The organism is Thermocrispum agreste DSM 44070, from assembly GCF_000427905.1.
Taxonomy (GTDB): domain Bacteria; phylum Actinomycetota; class Actinomycetes; order Mycobacteriales; family Pseudonocardiaceae; genus Thermocrispum; species Thermocrispum agreste.
In genome coordinates this window covers 1-18,474 of sequence record NZ_ATYX01000008.1, presented here as the reverse complement: position 1 = coordinate 18,474, position 18,474 = coordinate 1, and the positions used below count along the sequence as shown (strand labels likewise).

The 18,474-nt window shown below is 68.0% G+C and carries 19 protein-coding genes and 1 tRNA gene; 12 read left to right on the top strand and 8 right to left on the bottom strand.

Annotated features, from left to right (window positions below; genetic code table 11):
* The first annotated feature begins 171 nt into the window (after nucleotides 1-171).
* Both htpX and YWY_RS0106155 read left to right on the top strand, forming a co-directional pair.
* A complete protein-coding gene (htpX, locus tag YWY_RS0106160; RefSeq protein WP_028846889.1) occupies nucleotides 172-1,017 on the top strand; it encodes a zinc metalloprotease HtpX in 846 nt (281 codons plus the stop codon).
* 584 nt (nucleotides 1,018-1,601) lie between these two features.
* The gene (locus YWY_RS0106155) at nucleotides 1,602-2,054 is read left to right on the top strand and encodes a DoxX family protein (protein ID WP_051309899.1); all 453 of its coding nucleotides are present in this window, start codon (nucleotides 1,602-1,604) and stop codon (nucleotides 2,052-2,054) included.
* Between the two features lie 21 nt (nucleotides 2,055-2,075).
* On the opposite strand, the gene YWY_RS24555 is transcribed toward YWY_RS0106155, so the two are convergent.
* Entirely contained in the window at nucleotides 2,076-2,282 is a 207-nt protein-coding gene (locus YWY_RS24555) for a hypothetical protein (protein WP_245566573.1), read from the bottom strand.
* 267 nt (nucleotides 2,283-2,549) lie between these two features.
* Entirely contained in the window at nucleotides 2,550-2,726 is a 177-nt protein-coding gene (locus tag YWY_RS24000) for a hypothetical protein (RefSeq protein WP_156899125.1), read from the bottom strand.
* A gap of 453 nt (nucleotides 2,727-3,179) precedes the next feature.
* On the opposite strand from YWY_RS24000, the gene YWY_RS0106140 reads away from it, so the two are divergent.
* From YWY_RS0106140 to YWY_RS0106130, 3 genes are all read left to right on the top strand, one after another.
* The gene (locus tag YWY_RS0106140) at nucleotides 3,180-4,358 is read left to right on the top strand and encodes a helix-turn-helix domain-containing protein (protein WP_211227488.1); all 1,179 of its coding nucleotides are present in this window, start codon (nucleotides 3,180-3,182) and stop codon (nucleotides 4,356-4,358) included.
* A 78-nt stretch (nucleotides 4,359-4,436) separates the two neighbouring features.
* Entirely contained in the window at nucleotides 4,437-4,604 is a 168-nt protein-coding gene (locus YWY_RS23995; RefSeq protein ID WP_156899124.1) for a hypothetical protein, read from the top strand.
* Nucleotides 4,605-4,768: 164 nt separating this feature from the next.
* The gene (locus tag YWY_RS0106130) at nucleotides 4,769-5,044 is read left to right on the top strand and encodes a hypothetical protein (protein WP_156899123.1); all 276 of its coding nucleotides are present in this window, start codon (nucleotides 4,769-4,771) and stop codon (nucleotides 5,042-5,044) included.
* Here YWY_RS0106130 and rfbA read toward each other — a convergent pair.
* A complete protein-coding gene (rfbA, locus tag YWY_RS0106125; RefSeq protein WP_028846885.1) occupies nucleotides 5,002-5,883 on the bottom strand; it encodes a glucose-1-phosphate thymidylyltransferase RfbA in 882 nt (293 codons plus the stop codon). The genes YWY_RS0106130 and rfbA overlap by 43 nt on opposite strands.
* Before the next feature lie 399 nt (nucleotides 5,884-6,282).
* Between rfbA and YWY_RS20565 the strand changes: the two genes are divergently transcribed.
* Nucleotides 6,283-6,570, top strand: a complete 288-nt coding sequence (locus YWY_RS20565; protein WP_051309897.1) for a hypothetical protein — start codon at nucleotides 6,283-6,285, stop codon at nucleotides 6,568-6,570.
* Nucleotides 6,571-6,709: 139 nt separating this feature from the next.
* Here the strand turns inward: YWY_RS20565 and YWY_RS0106115 are convergent, their stop codons facing one another.
* On the bottom strand, nucleotides 6,710-7,201 hold the full coding sequence (locus YWY_RS0106115) for a YajQ family cyclic di-GMP-binding protein (RefSeq protein ID WP_028846884.1): 492 nt from the start codon (nucleotides 7,199-7,201) through the stop codon (nucleotides 6,710-6,712).
* A 263-nt stretch (nucleotides 7,202-7,464) separates the two neighbouring features.
* On the opposite strand from YWY_RS0106115, the gene YWY_RS0106110 reads away from it, so the two are divergent.
* The 3 genes from YWY_RS0106110 to YWY_RS20555 all read left to right on the top strand — a co-directional run bounded on the left by YWY_RS0106110 (nucleotide 7,465) and on the right by YWY_RS20555 (nucleotide 10,826).
* A tRNA-Tyr gene (locus YWY_RS0106110) sits at nucleotides 7,465-7,550 on the top strand.
* Nucleotides 7,551-8,019: 469 nt separating this feature from the next.
* Nucleotides 8,020-9,660, top strand: a complete 1,641-nt coding sequence (locus YWY_RS20560) for a BCCT family transporter (protein WP_051309894.1) — start codon at nucleotides 8,020-8,022, stop codon at nucleotides 9,658-9,660.
* Nucleotides 9,661-10,064: 404 nt separating this feature from the next.
* Complete coding sequence (locus YWY_RS20555) at nucleotides 10,065-10,826, top strand: metal-dependent hydrolase (RefSeq protein WP_084609088.1); 762 nt, start codon at nucleotides 10,065-10,067, stop codon at nucleotides 10,824-10,826.
* Here the strand turns inward: YWY_RS20555 and YWY_RS0106095 are convergent.
* The 3 genes from YWY_RS0106095 to YWY_RS20550 form a co-directional block, all read right to left on the bottom strand.
* Nucleotides 10,816-11,328, bottom strand: coding sequence for a hypothetical protein (locus YWY_RS0106095; protein WP_028846883.1), 513 nt, complete (start codon nucleotides 11,326-11,328; stop codon nucleotides 10,816-10,818). The genes YWY_RS20555 and YWY_RS0106095 overlap by 11 nt on opposite strands.
* 80 nt (nucleotides 11,329-11,408) lie before the next feature.
* Nucleotides 11,409-12,953 (bottom strand): multicopper oxidase family protein, encoded by a 1,545-nt coding sequence (locus YWY_RS0106090; RefSeq protein WP_028846882.1) that lies wholly within the window; start codon nucleotides 12,951-12,953, stop codon nucleotides 11,409-11,411.
* Nucleotides 12,950-13,420, bottom strand: a complete 471-nt coding sequence (locus YWY_RS20550; RefSeq protein ID WP_211227487.1) for a hypothetical protein — start codon at nucleotides 13,418-13,420, stop codon at nucleotides 12,950-12,952. Before YWY_RS20550 ends, YWY_RS0106090 begins: the two co-directional genes overlap by 4 nt.
* Nucleotides 13,421-13,538: 118 nt before the next feature.
* Here YWY_RS20550 and YWY_RS0106080 point away from each other — a divergent pair, with 118 nt between their 5' ends.
* From YWY_RS0106080 to YWY_RS0106070, 3 genes are all read left to right on the top strand, one after another.
* Nucleotides 13,539-13,862 (top strand): helix-turn-helix transcriptional regulator, encoded by a 324-nt coding sequence (locus YWY_RS0106080; protein ID WP_028846881.1) that lies wholly within the window; start codon nucleotides 13,539-13,541, stop codon nucleotides 13,860-13,862.
* Complete coding sequence (locus YWY_RS23085; RefSeq protein ID WP_051309892.1) at nucleotides 13,859-14,515, top strand: permease prefix domain 1-containing protein; 657 nt, start codon at nucleotides 13,859-13,861, stop codon at nucleotides 14,513-14,515. Before YWY_RS0106080 ends, YWY_RS23085 begins: the two co-directional genes overlap by 4 nt.
* A gap of 76 nt (nucleotides 14,516-14,591) precedes the next feature.
* Entirely contained in the window at nucleotides 14,592-15,983 is a 1,392-nt protein-coding gene (locus YWY_RS0106070; RefSeq protein ID WP_028846880.1) for an FAD-binding oxidoreductase, read from the top strand.
* A gap of 283 nt (nucleotides 15,984-16,266) precedes the next feature.
* Here the strand turns inward: YWY_RS0106070 and YWY_RS0106065 are convergent, their stop codons facing one another.
* Nucleotides 16,267-17,571, bottom strand: a complete 1,305-nt coding sequence (locus tag YWY_RS0106065; protein ID WP_245566572.1) for a GGDEF domain-containing protein — start codon at nucleotides 17,569-17,571, stop codon at nucleotides 16,267-16,269.
* Nucleotides 17,572-18,474 lie beyond the last annotated feature (903 nt).

Sequence of the window (18,474 nt, the reverse complement as noted above, 5' to 3'; positions counted from 1 at the left end):
TCGTGATCGACCGGCTACGGATCGTCGGTCGATTGACGGCTCCGGCCGTCGACACGCGATGAAGTGCCTGGTCAGGGCGCCGTGGCCGGAATCATCGGAACTTCGGTGTGGCCAGGCGCGTTGAATCGTGGACGGAGGGGCGAGAAACCGGCCATCGGGAGGCGCAAGCAAGTGCACAGGCATCAGAACGGCATCAAGACCGTGCTGCTGCTGGGCTTGATGAGCGCACTCATCATCGGCATCAGCAGCCTCTTCGGGCGTGGTGCGGTGTACATCGGTTTGCTCATTGCGCTGGCCGTCAACGGATTCGCCTACTTCAACTCGGACAAGCTGGCGCTGCGTGCGATGCGCGCCCGGCCGGTGTCCGAAGCGGAGCAGCCCACGATGTACCGGATCGTGCGCGAGCTGGCCACGGCCGCGCGGCAGCCGATGCCGCGGCTCTACATCAGCCCGACGCCGGCGCCGAACGCGTTCGCCACCGGCCGGAACCCGCGCAACTCCGCGGTGTGCTGCACCACCGGGATCTTGCAGATCCTCGACGAGCGTGAGCTGCGTGCGGTGCTCGGGCACGAGCTGTCGCACGTCTACAACCGCGACATCTTGATTTCCAGCATCGCCGGGGCGCTGGCCAGCGTGGTGACCTTCCTGTCGTACCTCGCGATGTTCGGCGGCAACAGGGAGAACGCCAACCCGCTGCTGAGCTTGCTGCTGGTGTTCATCGGCCCGATCGCGGCCGGGATCATCAAGCTGGCGGTCAGCCGGTCCCGGGAGTTCCAGGCCGACCAGTCCGGCGCCGAGCTGACCGGCGATCCGCTGGCGTTGGCGTCCGCCCTGCGCAAGCTGGAGAGCGGCACGGCGGCCCGGCCGTTGGCCCCGGAGCCGCGGCTGGTTTCGCAGTCGCACTTGATGATCGCCAACCCGTTCCGGCCGGGGGAGAACTTCGCCCGGCTGTTCTCCACCCACCCGCCGATGCAGGAGCGGATCCGGCGGCTGGAGGAACTCGCCCGGCGCGGCTGAGCCGTTCGCGACACAAGTGCTCCGTGCCCGCCAGCGGATGCCACCGGGACCTGTAGCGGTAGCGGTCAACCCGCCGAGGGTGGCGGACGCTGTGCCATCGACATTGGCGGTCGACGCCACCTCGACGCCGATGGACATGCCGGAACGACCAGGACGCTCGTCGTTCGACCCGCGGGTGCCGCCCCGGATCGTCTTGACGCCCAGGTGTCGGTCCGGAGTCTTCTGACGCCCCGGTGCCGGTCCGGATCCTTCTGCTGCCCATCCGGGCCTTGTGTCCGTCGCCGCACGCACACGGCCTTGGTCGACTGGGAATTGGTCAACTGGGAACTCCCACCCACGAGCGGCGGCTTGCGCTCGCCAGTCGTTGCCCTTTCAGGCGTAGGGGTGTGACGTCGAGGGCAACGACGCTGACGCGTTGAACAGGTTCTCCCGCCATCCCGTTGTGCCTCACGAGCAGGTTGATCATGGCCGTGGGCAGCGCCGTCCGCGGCGAGACGGCCCGTGGGAGGCCGGTCCTGCTCGAGGAAAACGAACTCGTTCATGGGGGTGCAACGTGCCTCCACGCGGGGGAACGGAGGACAGCAATGCCTGCCGAGCGTGTGCGCGAAGTGGTGGAAGGAAATCGGGATCGCGTCATCGCGTTGTTCCGGATCGCCGTCGGGGTGATGTTCTTCGCCCATGGCGCGGCCGTCTTGTTCGGAATCTTCGGTGGTGACCCAGCCAATCCCGGGCATCCCGTCGCGTTCGGCTCCTGGCCGCAGTGGTGGGCCGGGCTCATCGAGTTCGTCACCGGTGCGCTGGTCACTCTCGGCGTCGGGATGCGCGGTGCCGCGTTCGTGGCCTCGGGAGCCATGGCCTACGCCTATTTCGTGGTGCACCAGCCGCTGGGCCTGATGCCGCACCAGAACGGTGGCTTGGCGGCCGCCTTGTTCTGCTGGGCCATGCTGGTGCTGGTGTTCATCGGCCCGGGCGCCTGGGCCCTGGAGTCGGTGCTGGCCCGCGCGCGGCGGTCGCGCCGCGTTGCCGAGGCGGCCTAGTCGCAGGCGGCAACGCCTTCTTCAGTCCCGTGTGGCCCCCTTGGGCCACACGACCGTGATGGGAACACCGCGCTCACGGGCGGCGGCTACCACGTCGGCAGTGCCGCCGTAACCGCGCGCCGGTTTGCCGTCCCACACCGCGATGAGATGGTCGGTCTCGTCGAGCATGCGCGGGCTGGCGGCCATGTGCGCGTGGCTGTCCGATTCGACGAAATCCAGCTCGATCACCCTGGCGGCCTGCGACAGCAGGCCGTCGTAGGTGGCGTAGTGTTCGGGCGGCCAAGCCGTCGCGGTACTTCTTGGCGGGAATGATCACCACGAGATCCCCGCCGGCGTCGAGCACGGCCCGAGCGAACAGAGCATCGGCGCCGTCGGCGAGCGCGCTGAGACCGATCAAACCGGATTCGTACCGGGCGATCTCCGCGCGCAACGCGGCGTCGACCAGTCGTTCCGTGGCGGCCGGAAGTCCGCGATGGCCGGTGATGGCGACTCGGGTCACGGCGCAGTGTCCTCGGTGAAGAGCGCGGTCAGGGATTCGTCCAGTTCCTTCGTCGCGGTGGTGCGCTGGGGCAGTGCTGCGCGCAGACCGCGAACGCGCAGGATTATCCGTTCTGATCGGTAGCGACGCCCGACAGCCAGCGCTTCCAGGGCGAGCGTACCTGCCTGTTCCATCTCTCGGGCGCCCGCTCGTCCGCAGATCGCTCGCCCCCAGCACGACCCTCCCTCACGTTTCGCGCACGGCCAGCTACCGAGACGAAGATCGTGCCCTGCTCCAACCTGCCCGCTGTCGCTCGAGGCCCGCTTTCGGCATCGGCGTATCGGCGGTCCGGCAGTGCCTCGGAGTTCGGCACAGGCCATGACAGAGCCGAGACGCCGACATGTCGACGTGTCTGACGCTGATCAGTTCAGCAGTGCGCAGCGAGGCGGCTGGCTCGTCGGGCAGCCGCGGCAAAGCCGGTTCACCGCCATTGGCGTCGCTCCACGGTGGCGTTCATGTCGGTATTGACGGCCTGCTCAATTGCTACGCGTGCTGTGCGTGATCGAACGGTTACTGTGGTATCTGATTGCCACGAAGACCATCGGTGGGATGCGCCAAGTGCTCGAATGCGGAAACGGGTGACGCCGGTGAACGAGGAAACGTTCGGATCGCGATTGAAGCGGCTGCGCACTCGTGCCGGGATGACCAGGCCACAACTCGGTGGCCTGGTTGGCCGCAGTGGCGAATGGGTCAAGGCCTTGGAGACGGGCCGCATTTTGCCGCCCCGCCTTCCGATGATGGTGCGGCTCGCGGAAGCGCTCAGGGCCGACGACCTGGCAGAGTTGACCGGAGACGAGCGGCTGGCCATGCCCAGCTACAGCAACGCGGCCCATGAGCAGTTGCCCGCAATTTCCCGCGCCTTGCTGAACTACCCGCTGACCGATGACGTCGAACCGGACGTCGACGGGATCGTCAGACGGGTCGAGCAAGCGTGGGAGCTCTGGCACGGCTCCCGACGGCACCGCACCGCCGTTGCCGTGGCTCTACCGTCACTGTTGCGCGATGCGCGCGTCCTGCCTCGGTTGGTCGAGGGCAACGATCGCCGCCGTGCCCTGGTCGCCTTGGCGCAGGTGTATCACCTGACACAGCTGTATTTGTCGTTCCAGCCCGTGCCGAACCTCGTGATGCTTGCCGCTGACCGGGCCATGACCGCGGCGCAAGACGCGGACGATCCGCGGGCGATGGCGGCCGCGGCCTGGTACGTCAACCACGTGCATCGCGATGCCGGAGAAGCGGAGGAAGTGCGGGTGCAGTTGGCTCACGACACCGCGCGCCTTCTCGACCCGGAGCGCGATCGCGCGGAGTACGGCCTGTTGTACCTGGCCATTGCGTTGTCCCACGCCAAGGTTGGCCGTGAAGGCGACGCGTGGCGGGCTTGGGACGTGGCCGAGCAGGCGGCGCGCGGTGTCGAACATCCGTGGCTGAAGTTCGGCCCCGGGATGGTGCATGCCTACCAGGTCACGATGCTGGCGGATCTGCAGAAGCCTGGTGAGGCCGTGCGTCGGGCAGATGCGCTGGATTTTGCGGCGCTGGGATCCATGACGCGTCGCGCGTTCCACACCATCGAGACGGCACGCGCCTTCTACGCACAACGTGAGTACGTGGCTGCCGTCGCCCTCCTCAGGCGGGCCAACGAAATCGCCCCGGAAACCACCCGCTACAACCTCTTCGCCCGGTTCGCTGTCACCGAGCTAGCGAACAGCGGTGGGGCAACGGTGCGTGACGATGCCGAGCGCCTCGCAACTGCGCTCGGTGTCACCGCTTGACGGGTACGACCTGTACCCGCAGACAAAGGGGGAGGAATCGTCCCGGCGTGCTACCCGAACCGAGGTCACGCTGAGTACATGTCGTGGAACTCAGGGGGATGTGTTGGCGCCGCTCACGGCGGTGCGGCGTTCGTGACCGACTTCGACGGTCGAATCGTGCGGATCGAGGACGCCGACGTTCGTGACGAAGAGGCCGAACGGTTGGCGGAGGAAGAAATGAGTGCTGAGGGGTCCGAGACGTCGTGAATGATCTCCCCGGCCGGAGTGAACCATCCGCACGACGACAAGACCCACGGCGGTAAGGGCTCATCGCCGACAGCGGTGCGGACCAAAGGGAATTCTGAAGCCAATGCGCCAGGACGCCGTTGCGTTGGCTGGTGCGAACAGGAGCGTGGCGGCTGCGGCATCCGATGTGCAACGACAAATCGAAAGCGATGAAAGACGCTGTCGACCGTGACACCGAGCTGTTCACCGCGGTCGCGCAGACCCATCCGGGGATTGTTCGCACCCTGCACATCCTGATCAACGAGCTCGACGCCGCCTGTGGCCTGCTCGATCCAGAAGTTCAGCGTCAGCCAGGTGAGCGTGTCCGCCGAATCGGCGACACAGTGATTTCCAGGGTCGACGATTCCCCTGCGGGGTGTCAGTCGCTCGCCCCGAAGCTGCGCGCCACCGACATGACGTAGTCGCCGTACCCGCTGTTGGCCAATTTGCGGCCGAGCGCCATGCACTGGTCGGCGTCGATGAAGCCCATGCGCAAGGCGATCTCCTCCGGGCAGGCGATCCGGACGCCGGTGCGGTGCTCCAGCACCTGCACGAACTGTGCGGCTTCCAGCAGCGAGTCGTGCGTGCCGGTGTCCAGCCAGGCGAAGCCGCGGCCGAGGTCGACGAGGCGCGCCCGGCCCTGGCGGAGGTAGGCCTGGTTGACCTCGGTGATCTCCAGTTCGCCGCGCGCCGACGGGGTGAGCTCCTTGGCGATGTCGACCACCGTGTTGTCGTACAGGTACAGCCCGGTGATCGCCTTGTCCGACTTCGGGTGCTTCGGCTTCTCCTCGATGGAGATCAGGTTGCCGTTCTCGTCGACCTCGCCGACGCCGTAGCGCTGCGGGTCCTTGACCGGGTAGGCGAACAGCGTGCAGCCGTCCAGTTCGCGGACTTCCTTGCGCAGCCGGCGGGAGAAGCCTTGGCCGTAGAAGATGTTGTCGCCCAGCACCAGCGCCACCGGGTCGTCGCCGATGAAGTCGGCGCCGATCAGGAAGGCCTCGGCCAGACCGTTCGGCGTCGGCTGCTCCGCGTAGCTGATGTTCAGGCCCCACTGGCTGCCGTCGCCCAGCAGGCGCTGGAAGCTGGGCAGGTCGGTCGGGGTGGAGATGAGCAGGATCTCCCGGATGCCGGCCAGCATGAGCACCGACAGCGGGTAGTAGACCATCGGCTTGTCGTAGACCGGCAGCAGCTGCTTCGACACCGCCTGCGTGATCGGGTGCAGGCGGGTGCCGCTGCCGCCGGCGAGCACGATCCCCTTCACGCGATCAACCCACGAGTCGTCAGCGGCCGGGCGGAGTTGCGGCGTGGACTGCCGTTCACCATGCGACCCCTCGTCGTTGCGTCTGGCGCACGCATCACGCCACCCCAGTGTGCCGCGCTCCCCTGAATGATCAACGGGGTCACGGCGATCCACACGTTAGGGTGACCTCGGCTGCGAGTGCAACCGGTTCGTGCGAATGCCCGGCTTCTTCTTAGCGCACCGGGTGGTTGACACCGGGTGTGCGGTGGCCGGGCAAGAGACCGGCCGGGTGATGCGTGTGAATGCGTCGGTAGCAACGTGCGTGCACCCCCGGTAACGACGTCCTGATGGCCGGGATGAAGGCTTCGGATCCACTGCCAGCACCCCACCGCACGTGCGGTTCTGTCGGAAAGGAACGACGTGATTCAGCAATCGTCTCAGGTCGGCGACGTGACTGCCCAGGGCAAGAAGAAACGGCACGTGTTCCGGTGGTTCTTCCTCGCCGTGCAGGTGTTGTTCGTGCTGTGGCTGGTCAGCGGCCTCAATGCCGTCGCCGACAACTGCGACGGCAAGACCGGCCAGGTGCTCGAGGCGTGTCAGGCAGGCACCGCGATCGGGACAGGAATCGGCGTCGGGCTGATCATCGTCCTGTGGGCGGGCGTCGACATCATTCTCGGCGTCAGCTACCTGATCTTCCGCAAGCGATAGCGCGATCGGGGCAGCGCGTATCGCCGCTGCCCAGGCGGCTCAACGCAGGACCGCACGTGAACACGACCGCCTGGTCTCCGCTTGGCGCAGCGCGATGCGCGCTGCCCCCCGATGCCCTCTCACGGTTGCAGCGCGTGGCTCACCGGTAGTTGGTGAACTGCAACGCGACGCCGAAGTCCTCCTTCTTCAGCATGGCGATGACCTCCTGCAGATGGTCCTTCTTCTTGCTGGACACCCGCAGTTGGTCGCCCTGGATCTGCGCCTGCACGCCCTTCGGGCCTTCGTCGCGGATGAACTTGGCGATCTTCTTCGCCTTGTCGGACGGGATGCCCTGGAGGATCTTGCCCGCGACCTTGTAGGTCTTGCCGGACAGCGTGGGCTCGCCCGCCTCGAACGCCTTCAGCGAGATGCCGCGCTTGATCAGCTTCTCCTTGAACACCTCGACGGCGGCCTTGACCCGCTCCTCGGTCTCCGCCTCGATGGTCACCGCGAACTCGCCAGCCCAGGACACGGTGGCTCCGGTACCGCGGAAGTCGAAACGCGTGGCCAGCTCCTTGGCAGCCTGGTTGACCGCGTTGTCCACCTCTTGCCGGTCGACCTTGCTCACCACGTCGAACGATGAATCCGCCACTGGAAACTCACACCCCGTGCGTCGTACCAACTCGTCGGCCGCACTCTATCGCGGCCGCACCGTCGTGCGGGCTCGGTCGTGCTGCCCGGCCTCCCCTCCGGGCAAGCGCACGGCGCTGATGATCATGAGACGGGGACGGCCCGGTGATCCGCCGAGTCCGGTGCGAGCCGCGGGTGGGCGGAGGTGCGGAGAAAAGCATCCCCCTTGCGCGGCCCCTGGGTGTCGTTGGGTAATCTGATGGCAGCTGGGGTTGACCCAGACACGGCAGGTTACCCAAGCGGCCAAAGGGATCTGACTGTAAATCAGACGGCTTACGCCTTCGGGGGTTCGAATCCCTCACCTGCCACCAGCGGCAAACGCCCCGCGGACCAGCGGCAATGCGGTCGGCGGGGCGTTTTGCATTGCCGCCGCAGGGTGCCGGGCGCGATCGGCCTGCCCGGCCGTGTCCTCGCCCCTTCACCCGCTGCGCCCAGATGCCGGCGCCGAGGCGGCATCGCATGGCCGAGGGGTCGCGGTGCCCGGCGTTCGCTTGACGGCGATCACGTTCGGTTGCATCCTTGGCACCCGTTCGGTGACGGCCGCGATCCGTCCAGCCGTGCTGTCCAGCCGGCGGGTGGGTTGACCGGTCGCTCCTGGGGTTGCTGTCGTCACGGTTCGTGATCCCTGCGGGCGGCCGACGAGGACGACGAGGACGGCAGATGGACAAGTCGATACACCAACAGCCCGCAGCCGACGCTCGGCCCGACCGCCCGGATCCGGGCAGCACATCCTCGACACCGTCAGCTGGACCCCGGGACGCGAAACCGCGCACGAACCTCGTGGTCTTGTTCGGCTCCGCCGCGACGGTCCTCGGCATCGCCATCGTCAGCCTGGTCGCGCCCGAATGGGCCAGCACCGTCACCAGCACCGTCGTGGCGTGGGTCAGCGACGCGTTCGGCTGGTGGTACTTCGCTCTGATCGCGGCGATGCTCGTGGTGGTGATCGTCATCTGTTTCAGCCGCTACGGCAACTACCGGCTGGGACCGGACGACTCACGGCCCGACTACAACCTGTTCACCTGGACGGCGATGTTGTTCGCCGCCGGGATCGGCACCGACGTGATCTTCTATTCCGTCGCCGAACCGGTGGCCCAATACCTGCACCCGCCGGCCGGCGAGGGCGGCACGCCGGAGGCGGCGCGCGAAGCGGTCACCTGGATGCTGTTCCACTACGGCCTCTCCGGCTGGGCCCTGTACGCCCTGATCGGCATGGCGCTCGGCTTCTTCGCCTTCCGGCGCGGCCTGCCGCTGGCGATCCGATCGGCCCTGTACCCGATCTTCGGCAAGCGCATCCAGGGCCGTACCGGTGACACCGTCGACATCGCCACCGTCGTCGGCACCATCTTCGGCGTCGCCACGTCGCTGGGCATCGGGATCGCCCTGCTCAGCGTCGGCTTCAGCCGCTGGCTCGGGGTCAGCGCCGGGACCTCGCTGCAGATCGCGCTCATCGTCGCATCGGTCGTGCTGGCGACGACGTCGGCGGTCTCCGGGGTGGACAAGGGAATCCGCCGGTTGTCCGAACTGAACGTGCTGCTGTCGGTCTCCCTGCTGGGCTACATCCTGATCTCCGGCGACAGCGCGTTCCTGTTCAACGCCCTGGTGATGAACCTCGGCGACTATCTCAGCCAGCTTCCCGGCATGAGCTTCGACACCCTGGCCTACCGCCAGGCGGAGGGCGCCACCCTGGCGGGCGACCCGGACACCACGGTGACCGCGTGGATGAACCTGTGGACGCTCTTCTTCTGGGCCTGGTGGATCGCCTGGGCGCCGTTCGTCGGGATGTTCCTGGCGCGGATCTCGCGGGGCCGCACGATCCGGCAGTTCATCCTCGGCGTGATGTCGATTCCGTTCGTCTACATCCTGCTGTGGGGCTCGGTGATCGGGAACAGCGCGATCCGAACCGTGCGCAACGGTGACGAAACCCTGGGGGAGAACACCTACGCCGACCCTGCGTCCGGCTTCTACGACTTCATCGAGCAGTACGCGGGGGCCGGGATCCTGATCGCGCTGGTGACCATCACCGGCTTCCTCTTCTACGTGACCTCCGCCGACTCCGGTGCCCTGGTCACCGGCAACCTGACCTCGAAGCTGCCGCACCCGATGGCCGACTGCGCGGTCCCGGTGCGCATCTTCTGGTCGGTGACCATCGGCCTGCTCACCTTCGCCATGCTGACCGTGGGCGGTGAGAACTGGCTGGTGCAGCTGACCAACATCACGGTGATCATGTCGCTGCCGTTCTCCTTCGTGCTCGCGCTCATCGCCGTCGGACTGATCAAGGCCTTCCGGCAAGAAGCACGTGATCGCGAGGCCAAGCGCGCGGCGCAGGAGCTGGCGCGCGGTCCGGGCTCCGGCGACGGCGCGGCGGCCGTGAACTCCGGCGAGGCCTCGGCTGCCGACCCGGCCGTGAGCCAGGAAGGCTGACCTGGGCGACTGGCCATCCGGCCTGACGGGCCGGTCGGTCATGGCCTCGCCCTGGTATGGCACGCGCTGGCCTCCGGTGGGCGGCCGGCCGCGCTGCAGGGGTTTGCGAACGTCGCGTGTACCGAGCGTGGGCCGCCGTCGTACGGCCGACCGCGCGAAAGGGGCTTGACCTGCGCATCGTCGGGGCCCGCCGCATCCGCTCCGTACTTGTGTGCCACGGGCCGCGAAAGCGTCGGCACCGCCCGTTACATTCCATGATCGACTTCTCACGGCCGGTGCTGGGTCGACCGGCCCGCGTTGGCGGAAGGACGGAGGGTGACTGTGCCCGGTCAGCGGGAACTGGTGAGTCGATTCGGAGCCACGAGATCATGCGGGACGGCCGGGAGGGCGAGGAGGTCCGGCCGATGATGGGTCGGACGCACGCGCTCACCGGATGGTGCGCGGGGCTGGCCTTCGCCCCTGTGGTGGGGGCAGGAGATCTGCACAAGGCGGTCGCGTTCGCGACGGTCACCGCCGGGTTCGCGCTGTTGCCGGATCTGGATCACCCGGGAGCCCGGGCGTCGCGCCTGCTCGGCCCGGTGACCAAGGCGCTCTCCTGGCTGCTGCGCAGGGCGTCGGCGGGGTTGTACGCGGTGACCAAAGGGCCGCGCGACGAGAAGGTCAAGGGCACCCACCGGCACCTGTCGCACACGGTGGTGTTCGCCGTGCTGCTCGGCCTGCTGACCGCGCTGGGCACCGAGGCGGGTGGGCCGTGGGCGGTGGCTGCCGTCGCCCTCTTCGCGGTCCTGCTGGCCGAGGACGCGCTCGGCGACTGGCTGCTCCCGGTGGCCACCGCGGCGGTGACGTGGTGGATCAGCTCGACCCCGGAAGGCATCGACGAACTGGGTCCTCTGGCCGGCTGGCTGGGCTATGCGGTCGCGCTGGGCTGCATCGTGCACTGCCTGGGCGACGCACTCACCAAGTCCGGCTGCCCGTTCCTGTGGCCGATTCCGATCCGCGGCGAGACGTGGTACGAGATCCGGCCGCCGAAGGCGTTGCGTTTCCGCACCAGCGGCCCCGCGGAGAACTGGGTGATCGTCCCGCTGTTCTCGGTGCTCGCGGTGGCTCTGGTGCCGGGGGCGAGCGAGTGGGCGCTGGACGTCGCGGCCCAGGTGATCAGCCGGTGAGCCGCGGGTAGGCCTTGGCGAGCGCCTCGGTGGCCGCGGTGCAGGACTCCTCGTCCCCGGACTCCCACGACTCGACGATCGCCAGCAGGTACAGCTGCTTCTCCAGCGGAATGGCCACCGAGCAACCCGTGAACGGCCGCATCTGCAGCGCCTGCTTGCCCGCCACGGACACCTTCTCCGCGTCGTCGTCCTCGCCCAGCGCGCTCGACTGGTGGATGGACAGCATCAGATACTTCGCCCCGTCACCGGCGCCGTAGTTGCAGGCGGGCAGCGAGTTGTGCTGTTCCCCGCTCGGCGTCAGCCGGTCCGTGGTGAGCGGTTTCATGATCTGCGCCGCCTCCTCGGCGGTGAGCAGCTGGCAGACCTGCTCGGGCTGCATCGCGCGATAGTCCCGGTCTCCGTCGTCCCGGGCGGCCGAGACTTCTCCCTGGCCGCACGCCGTCAGGACCGGGGCCGCGGCCAGCACGGCGCCAACAGCGAGCATCCGCAGTGAGGTGCGCATAGCCTGCACTCTAGACAGCGGACCAGCGCCAACTCAGCTCAGTGACGACCGGCCATCCGGGTGAACGCGCGGCTGCCTGCTCATGCCACCGTCTCGAAAGCGCTCATCATCGCCATGTCCTCGTGCTCGAGGTTGTGGCAGTGCAGCATGTACCGGCCTGCGTAGCCGGTGAAGCGGACGGCGACGTCCACGTACTCCGCCGGACGCACGTCGACGGTGTCCTTCCACCCCCGGTCGAACCGGCCCGGTGGGTGTCCGCCGCGGCTGACGATCTGGAACGGTGAGAGGTGGATGTGCACCGGGTGGTGCAGATCGCTGTAGAACCGCCAGATCTCCAGCTCGCCGAGCCGAGGCCGGGCGTCCATACGTTCCGGGTCGAACGGCCGGTCGTTGATCGTCCATCCCTTGTGCCCGCCGACGATGCCGCGGGTGAAATGCCACGTCCGCACGCGAACCGCGCGCTGCTGGTCCAACCGCTCGATGTGCGCCAGGCGGCCGGGGATCCGGCTGTCGTCGGCGGCCCGGCGGGTGACGACGAATGCCATTACGACCGCGGTCGAGCCCGCGCCGAAATCGTTGTGCAGGACGATGCGCGTTCCGGGCCGGACGGCGGAGAAGTCGATGATCACGTCGCTGCGCTCGGCGGGTGCCAGGTCGATGTGCGGGTGCCGGACCGGCCGGTCGAGCAGGCCGAGGTCCGAGCCGATCTGGACGAACGACGCACCACCGTCCAGCCGCAACCGGTACCGGCGTGCATTCGACGCGTTGAGCAGGCGGAAGCGGTAGCGTGCCGCGTCCACTTCCAGCAGCGGCCACGGTGCGCCGTTGACCAGCACCACGTCGCCGGCGACGCCTTCCATGTACTCGGGCAGCACGCCGGGGGTGTGCCGCAGGCTCTGGTCGATGGCCGGATAACGGAACCGGCCGTCGCCGTCGAACGCGCGGTCGCAGATCATCAGCGGGATGTCCCGCTCGTCACGAGGGAGCGGCAGCTCGTCCTCGACCTCGTCGTGCACCAGGTGGAAGCCGGCCAGCCCGTACCAGACCTGCGGGCCGGTGAAGTCCATGCGGTGGTCGTGGTACCACAGCGTCGCCGCAGGCTGGTCGAGCGGATACACGTATTCCCGCGATCCCTTGCTGACGTCGCCGAGCGGGTGGCCGCCGTGGCCGACGTGATCGGCCAGCCGTCCGCCTTCGGGGATGACCAAATCGGTCGGATACCCGTCGTGTTCCGGCGGCGTGTGGCCGCCGTGCAGATGCACGACCGTCGGCACGTCCAGCTTGTTCCGGTGCGTGACCACGGTCCGGCGGCCGGAGCGCGACCGGATCGTCGGGCCGGGGAACGTGCCGTCGTAGGAGAACACCGGCGTACGCCGTCCGGGCAGGATCTCCACGTCGGCGACTCGCTGGGTGATCTCGTAGTAGTCGGTCGTCGCGTCGGTACGCACCGGCTTCTTCACCGCAGGTACCGGCAGCGGCACGGTGAACGGCTTCGGCAGCGGGCCTTCGCTGGTCAGCAGCTCGGCCGTCTGCTCGATGCCCTCGCTGCGCCCGCACGACGGCAGTGCCACCGCGGCTACGCCCAATGCCGACAGTGCCAAGAAGTTCCTGCGAGACACGGTCATCGGCGGAACACCCCCAAGCGTCGCGGTGGGCCGAGTTCGCCGGTCAGTGCAGCCGCACCCTCCCGCTTGGGACGCCCGACCTTGGCGGAGCGGTGGAACACCACCGCGAACAATCCCAAGGCCAGCAGAACGAGGGCGACGCCGAGCGGGATGTGCACCCACAGAACGCGCGCGTACCCCATGCCGGTCTGCACCCCGGCCGCGAAGAACAGCGCCACGCTGAGCAGGACCGGCCATGGCTTGCCGCGTCCGATCAACCAGAAGCAGACCGCGACGACGATCTGCGCCAGCGCCACGCTCATCAGCACGCTGGCGTTCGTTGCGTGCCACCAGAGCAGGTCGAAGTCACCCGAGAGATAGCCACCTGCCAGCACCGGTTGCAGCAGCACGCCGACGGTCACCACCGCCGTCGTGCAGCGCAGCAGCCACAGCGTCACCCGCGGTCCGGAGCGTTCGGATGTCGTCACGCGGCCCACGCTATACGTAGGCAAACTACATATGAATCCGGGAAAACCCTGAGAACTTCCCTGGTTGTGCGGCACGAACGGCTCAGGGGAGCGTGTTCGCGCTGTAGGCTGCCTCACTATGGACGCCAGTGATGTGCGGGGTCATCTGGACGGGCTGCTGTTGGCGGTGCTGGAAAGCGGGCCGCTGCACGGTTACGGGATCATCGAGGCCCTGCAGCGCCGCAGCGGAGGCGCGCTGCAGCTGCCCACCGGTACCGTGTACCCGGCACTGCGGCGCCTGGAACGGGCCCGCTGGATCGAAGGCACCTGGACCGTGGTCGACGGCCGGAAACGCCGTGTCTACACCCTCAGTCCCGCGGGTAAGAAGGAACTGGCACGCAGGCGCTCGGAGTGGGTGCGGTTCACCGGGGTGATCGGCACGGTGCTGGGAGGCGGAGCATGACAGCGCAGTCGTCGGTACTGGACCGGCTGGACCGCTCGCTGCGGGGGCCGCGCCGCGCCCGTGCGGACATGCTGGCGGAAGTGCGTGACGGCCTGGAAGACGCCACCGACGCCTATTGCGCCGCGGGGCTGCCGCCCGCCGTGGCGCGGCAGCGCGCCGAAGAGGAGTTCGGCGACGCGGAAGTGATCGCCGCGGAGCTGCAAACCGAACTGACCGCGCGCTACGGGCTGCGCAGCGCCTTGCTGCTGGCGGTCGTGCTCGGTGCCTTGACCCTGCTGTGGGACCTCATCTGGCAGCTCGCACCGGCAACGGCCTGGCGGAACCCGGGGCCGCTGATCCCGGTGCTGTCGTCCGTGGTGGACACGGCGTCGTTGCTGACCGCAGGGTGCGGTGCGGTGGCCCTGGTGCTGCTGGCCGTCGCCAACCGAGTGCCGTCGACCTGGGCAGTGCGCCTCCTCGGCTGGGCCGTCATCGCCGGCGTCGGGGTGATCGCCGTTGCGTCGGTGGCCATGCACGTGACCGGCGTCCCGCAGCATCCCGCCTACGTCCCGACGGTGGTCGCCGCCAGCGGTGTGTCGGTCGTCCTCGGCGTGTGGCTGGTGGTGCGGGCCGTACGCTGTTTGCACCTGGCGGGGCCGCACCGCGAAGGCTGACGCCTTTTGGCCTCTTTTTCTCCGCCGCGACCGTTCTACGATGGCGGGTAGTCGACCCGAGGTGGGGTAGTTCGCCATGGACGGTGCACGGCTCGTCGCGCGGCTTCGCGCTGAGCTGGGGGCTGCTGCGGTGCTGGACGATCCGGACGTGACGGCGTCGTATTCGCACGACATGATGCCGCTCGCGGACCGGGCTCAGCCGTTGGCGGTGGTGTTTCCCGAGGATGTCGAGGGTGTGCAGGCCACGGTCCGGGCGTGCGCCGAGGCTGGGGTCCCGATCGTCCCGCGTGGCGCCGGCAGTGGGTTGAGCGGCGCGGCGAATGCCGTGGAGGGCTGTGTGGTGCTGGTCCTGACCAAGATGGACCGCATCCTGGAGATCGACCCGGGCAACCGGCTGGCCGTGGTGCAGCCGGGCGTGGTGAACCTGGACTTCCGCGAGGCGGTGGCCAAGCACGGGTTGTTCTACCCGCCGGATCCGTCCAGCTACGACTGGTGCACGATCGGCGGCAACCTGGCCACCAACGCCGGCGGGCTGTGCTGCGTCAAGTACGGGGTCACCACGGATTCGGTCCTCGGGCTGAAGGTGGTGCTGGCGGACGGGTCACTGCTGAAGACCGGGCGGCGTACGGTCAAAGGCGTCGCGGGCTACGACCTGACGAAGCTGTTCATCGGCAGCGAGGGCACGCTGGGCGTGATCGTCGAGGCGACGGTCGCGCTCAAACCGCTCCCGCAGGCGCCTGGGACGTTGGTGGCGGCCTTCGACGACACCGGCAAGGCCGGGGATGCGGTGGCGCGCGTGGTGCGCGAGGGCCTGGTGCCGTCGCTGATGGAGATCATGGACGCCACGTCGATCAAGGCGTCCGAGGCGTATCTGAAGACCGACATCGGGGCAGGGTCCAACTGCAAGGCGTTGCTGCTGTGCCAGTCCGACCTGGGTGGCGAGCCTGCCAAGCGTGAGCTGGCGGCGATCGAGCAGCTGTGCAAGGACGCGGGAGCCGATTTCGTCTACGCGACGGACGACTTGGCCGAGGGTGCGTTGTTGCTGCAGGCGCGCCGGGTGGTGCTGAAGGCCCTCGAGGTCTACGGCACCTGGCTGACCGACGACGTGTGCGTGCCACGGACCCGGATCGCCGAGTTGATCACCGGCTGCGAACGGATCAGCGAGCAGGTGGGGCTGCGCATCGCGGTCGTCGGTCACGCCGGCGACGGCAACATGCATCCGACGATCGTCTACGACGCTTCCTCGGCGGACGAGTTCGCACGAGCCAGGAAGGCGTTCAACGACATTCTGGCGCTGGGGCTGTCGCTCGGCGGCACGGTGACCGGCGAGCACGGCATCGGCAAGATCAAGCAGGACTGGCTGGAGCGGGAGATCGGCCCGGTCGGCATGCGCGTGCACCGGCAGATCAAAGCGGCCCTGGACCCGGACAACCTGTTCAACCCGGGGTCGATGTTCGCCATGACGTGACTGCCCGCCGAACTGCAGCGCCGGATGGCGGCGGCTGAGCTGCTGTGGCACGAAGGTGCGGGTTCGCGTCTGGCTTGCCGCGCGCTGCGAGTACCGGAGCGGGCGTTCTTGGTCATCATGGCCATGAGCCGGCGAACGGTCGCAGTCCACTGGTCCAGTCGTGGGTTCCGTCGTTGAGCCGAGCGGCTCGGGTACCCACTTGCCGCGTCGCCACGTGTGAACCGAGTGGTGGCGTAGCGGCTTGCCCGGGTTCGGTGACTCGCGGGTCAGGGCGTCGACGCAGTCAGCCGACCGGCGTGGCGTGCACGACTTGGTTGCGTCCGGCGTTCTTCGCCCGGTAGAGCGCGGTGTCGGCCGCGTCCAGGAGTTCTTGCACGCCCGTGCCGGCATCCGGGTAGATGGCCACACCGATCGAGGTGGACAGCCCGGTGACCAGCTCCGCGTCGGCGTCCACCGGAACTTGGATGCGCATGACGGCCTGCCGGATGCGTTCGGCGACCAGGTGCGCTTCCGCGGCGTGTACGTCGGGCAGGAGGACCACGAACTCTTCGCCGCCGAAGCGCCCGACCGCGTCGCGATCACGCACCTCGGACTTGATGGCCTGCGCGACCGCACGCAGCACCGCGTCGCCGACCAGGTGGCCGTAGGTGTCGTTGATCCGTTTGAAGTGGTCCAAGTCGATCATCAGCAGCGCGAACGGGCTCTCCCGCTCCCGGCTGCGGTGGAACTCCCGCTCGGCCGTGTGGTGCCAGCCCGCGGTGTTGTAGACGCCGGTCTTGTCGTCCGTCGTGGCGGCCACCTCCAGCTGCTTGACCAGCACGCTGCGGTGCAGCAGGAGCAGCGACGGCAGGATGAGCAGGGCCAGGCCGGGCATGGTGACCAGCGCCAGTGCGTTGAGTGCGCCCAGGCCGAGCGTGGCCAGCTCGAGCAGGTTGTCGGTCCAACTGCCGAACAGGCCGCTGGGCGTCCAGATGATGCGTTCCCGGGCGCCGATGACGACCAGGGCGCCCACCACGAAGTAGACCGCGACCGCGGTGGCGACCGCCGCGAAGCCCTGCCAGTCGTGGGCCAGCGCCTCGCGCATGTCGTGAATGCCGGTGAGCACCATCGCCTGATGGGCGGCCAGGCAGGTCAGGATGACCCCGGTGGCGTTGTTCGTCGTTCGCCACACCGGTACCCGTTGCAGGCGGTACCAGCTGCGTACCGCCAGGTGCCAGTACAGGACGACGACCAGGGCCGCGGTCAGCGGAGGCGGGAGCAACATGACCGCGGCGAAGGTCCACACCGACGTCATGTTGATGTGTGCCACGCCGCTCACCCGGCGCCGGATGCGCTCTACCCGGCGTCCGAGTTCGGCCTGACCTACCCCCAAAGCGACCAGCGCCAGGAACACCCAGATGTCACTTTGGGTAATTTCTTCTGATCCCAGAAGAGTGATAACCGCCACGACTGCGGCCAGTTCGGTGACGAGGCAGTACAGCCGTACCCGGAGCGGCTGCGCCCACAGCTCCCACTGCGAAGGGAGCAGTCGATTCCACCAAATGCGCAGGTCCGGGCTGGACAAGGCGTCCGGTCGGTCCATACTCATGGGTGCTCCCCCGCGCGGTGCAGACGGTCTGTGACCACTCAATCACACCTCACCCGTTCGGGAAAGATGCACAGGCAAGCCCGGCTGGCGCGGAAGGAGGCCTGCCATGCGCAACCGGGACAACTGATGCCGTCGTTCAATCCACGTCCAGCAAGTCGAGGGGAGTTCGTGAATAGCCAACCGGGACGACTGATCCATCCGTTCGTGTGCGTCCGGTCGTTGCTTGCGCGAGGAGGTGTACGCGGTGGCCAACCGGGACAACTGAGTATTCCGATCGGGGTCCGTTTTGCGCTGTATGGGAGGTGTGCGCGGTGACCAACCGGGACAACTGAAGCGAGCGATCGCGGTGGTGAGAGCAGGTCGAGCGGAGGTGCGCAGATGACGAACCGGGACAACTGAGCAGCGGACGAGGTGCAGGTCCGGCCTGGAGAGGAGGTGTTGGCGATGGCCAATCGGGACAACTGACGTCTGTGCGGATGGTTCGCCGGCGACGGATGGCGAGGAGGTGTTCGTGGTGACGAACCGGGACAACTGAACGGCAGGTGACGCGTGGGCTTTCGGGCGCAAGGGAGGTGCTGGACATGACCAACCGGGACAACTGATCCGCAGGTGAAGGACGACTGTGTGCGGCGAGGAGGTGTGGACATGGCGAATCGGGACAACTGAGCGGCCGCCGAGCAAGGGATTTCGCGAGTGGTGAGGAGGTGCGAGATGACGAACCGGGACAACTGAGCGGTCGAGGAGATGGCGGTCTTCGTGCGTGGCTGAGCGGAGGTGCGTGATGGCCAATCGGGACAACTGAGCGGGCGATGGAGAGCGGGAGCGAGTCGAGCGGAGGTGTGCGGTGGCGAATCGGGACAACTGACAGCGGCAGCCGGTTGGGTTCTGCGGTGAGGAGGTGTG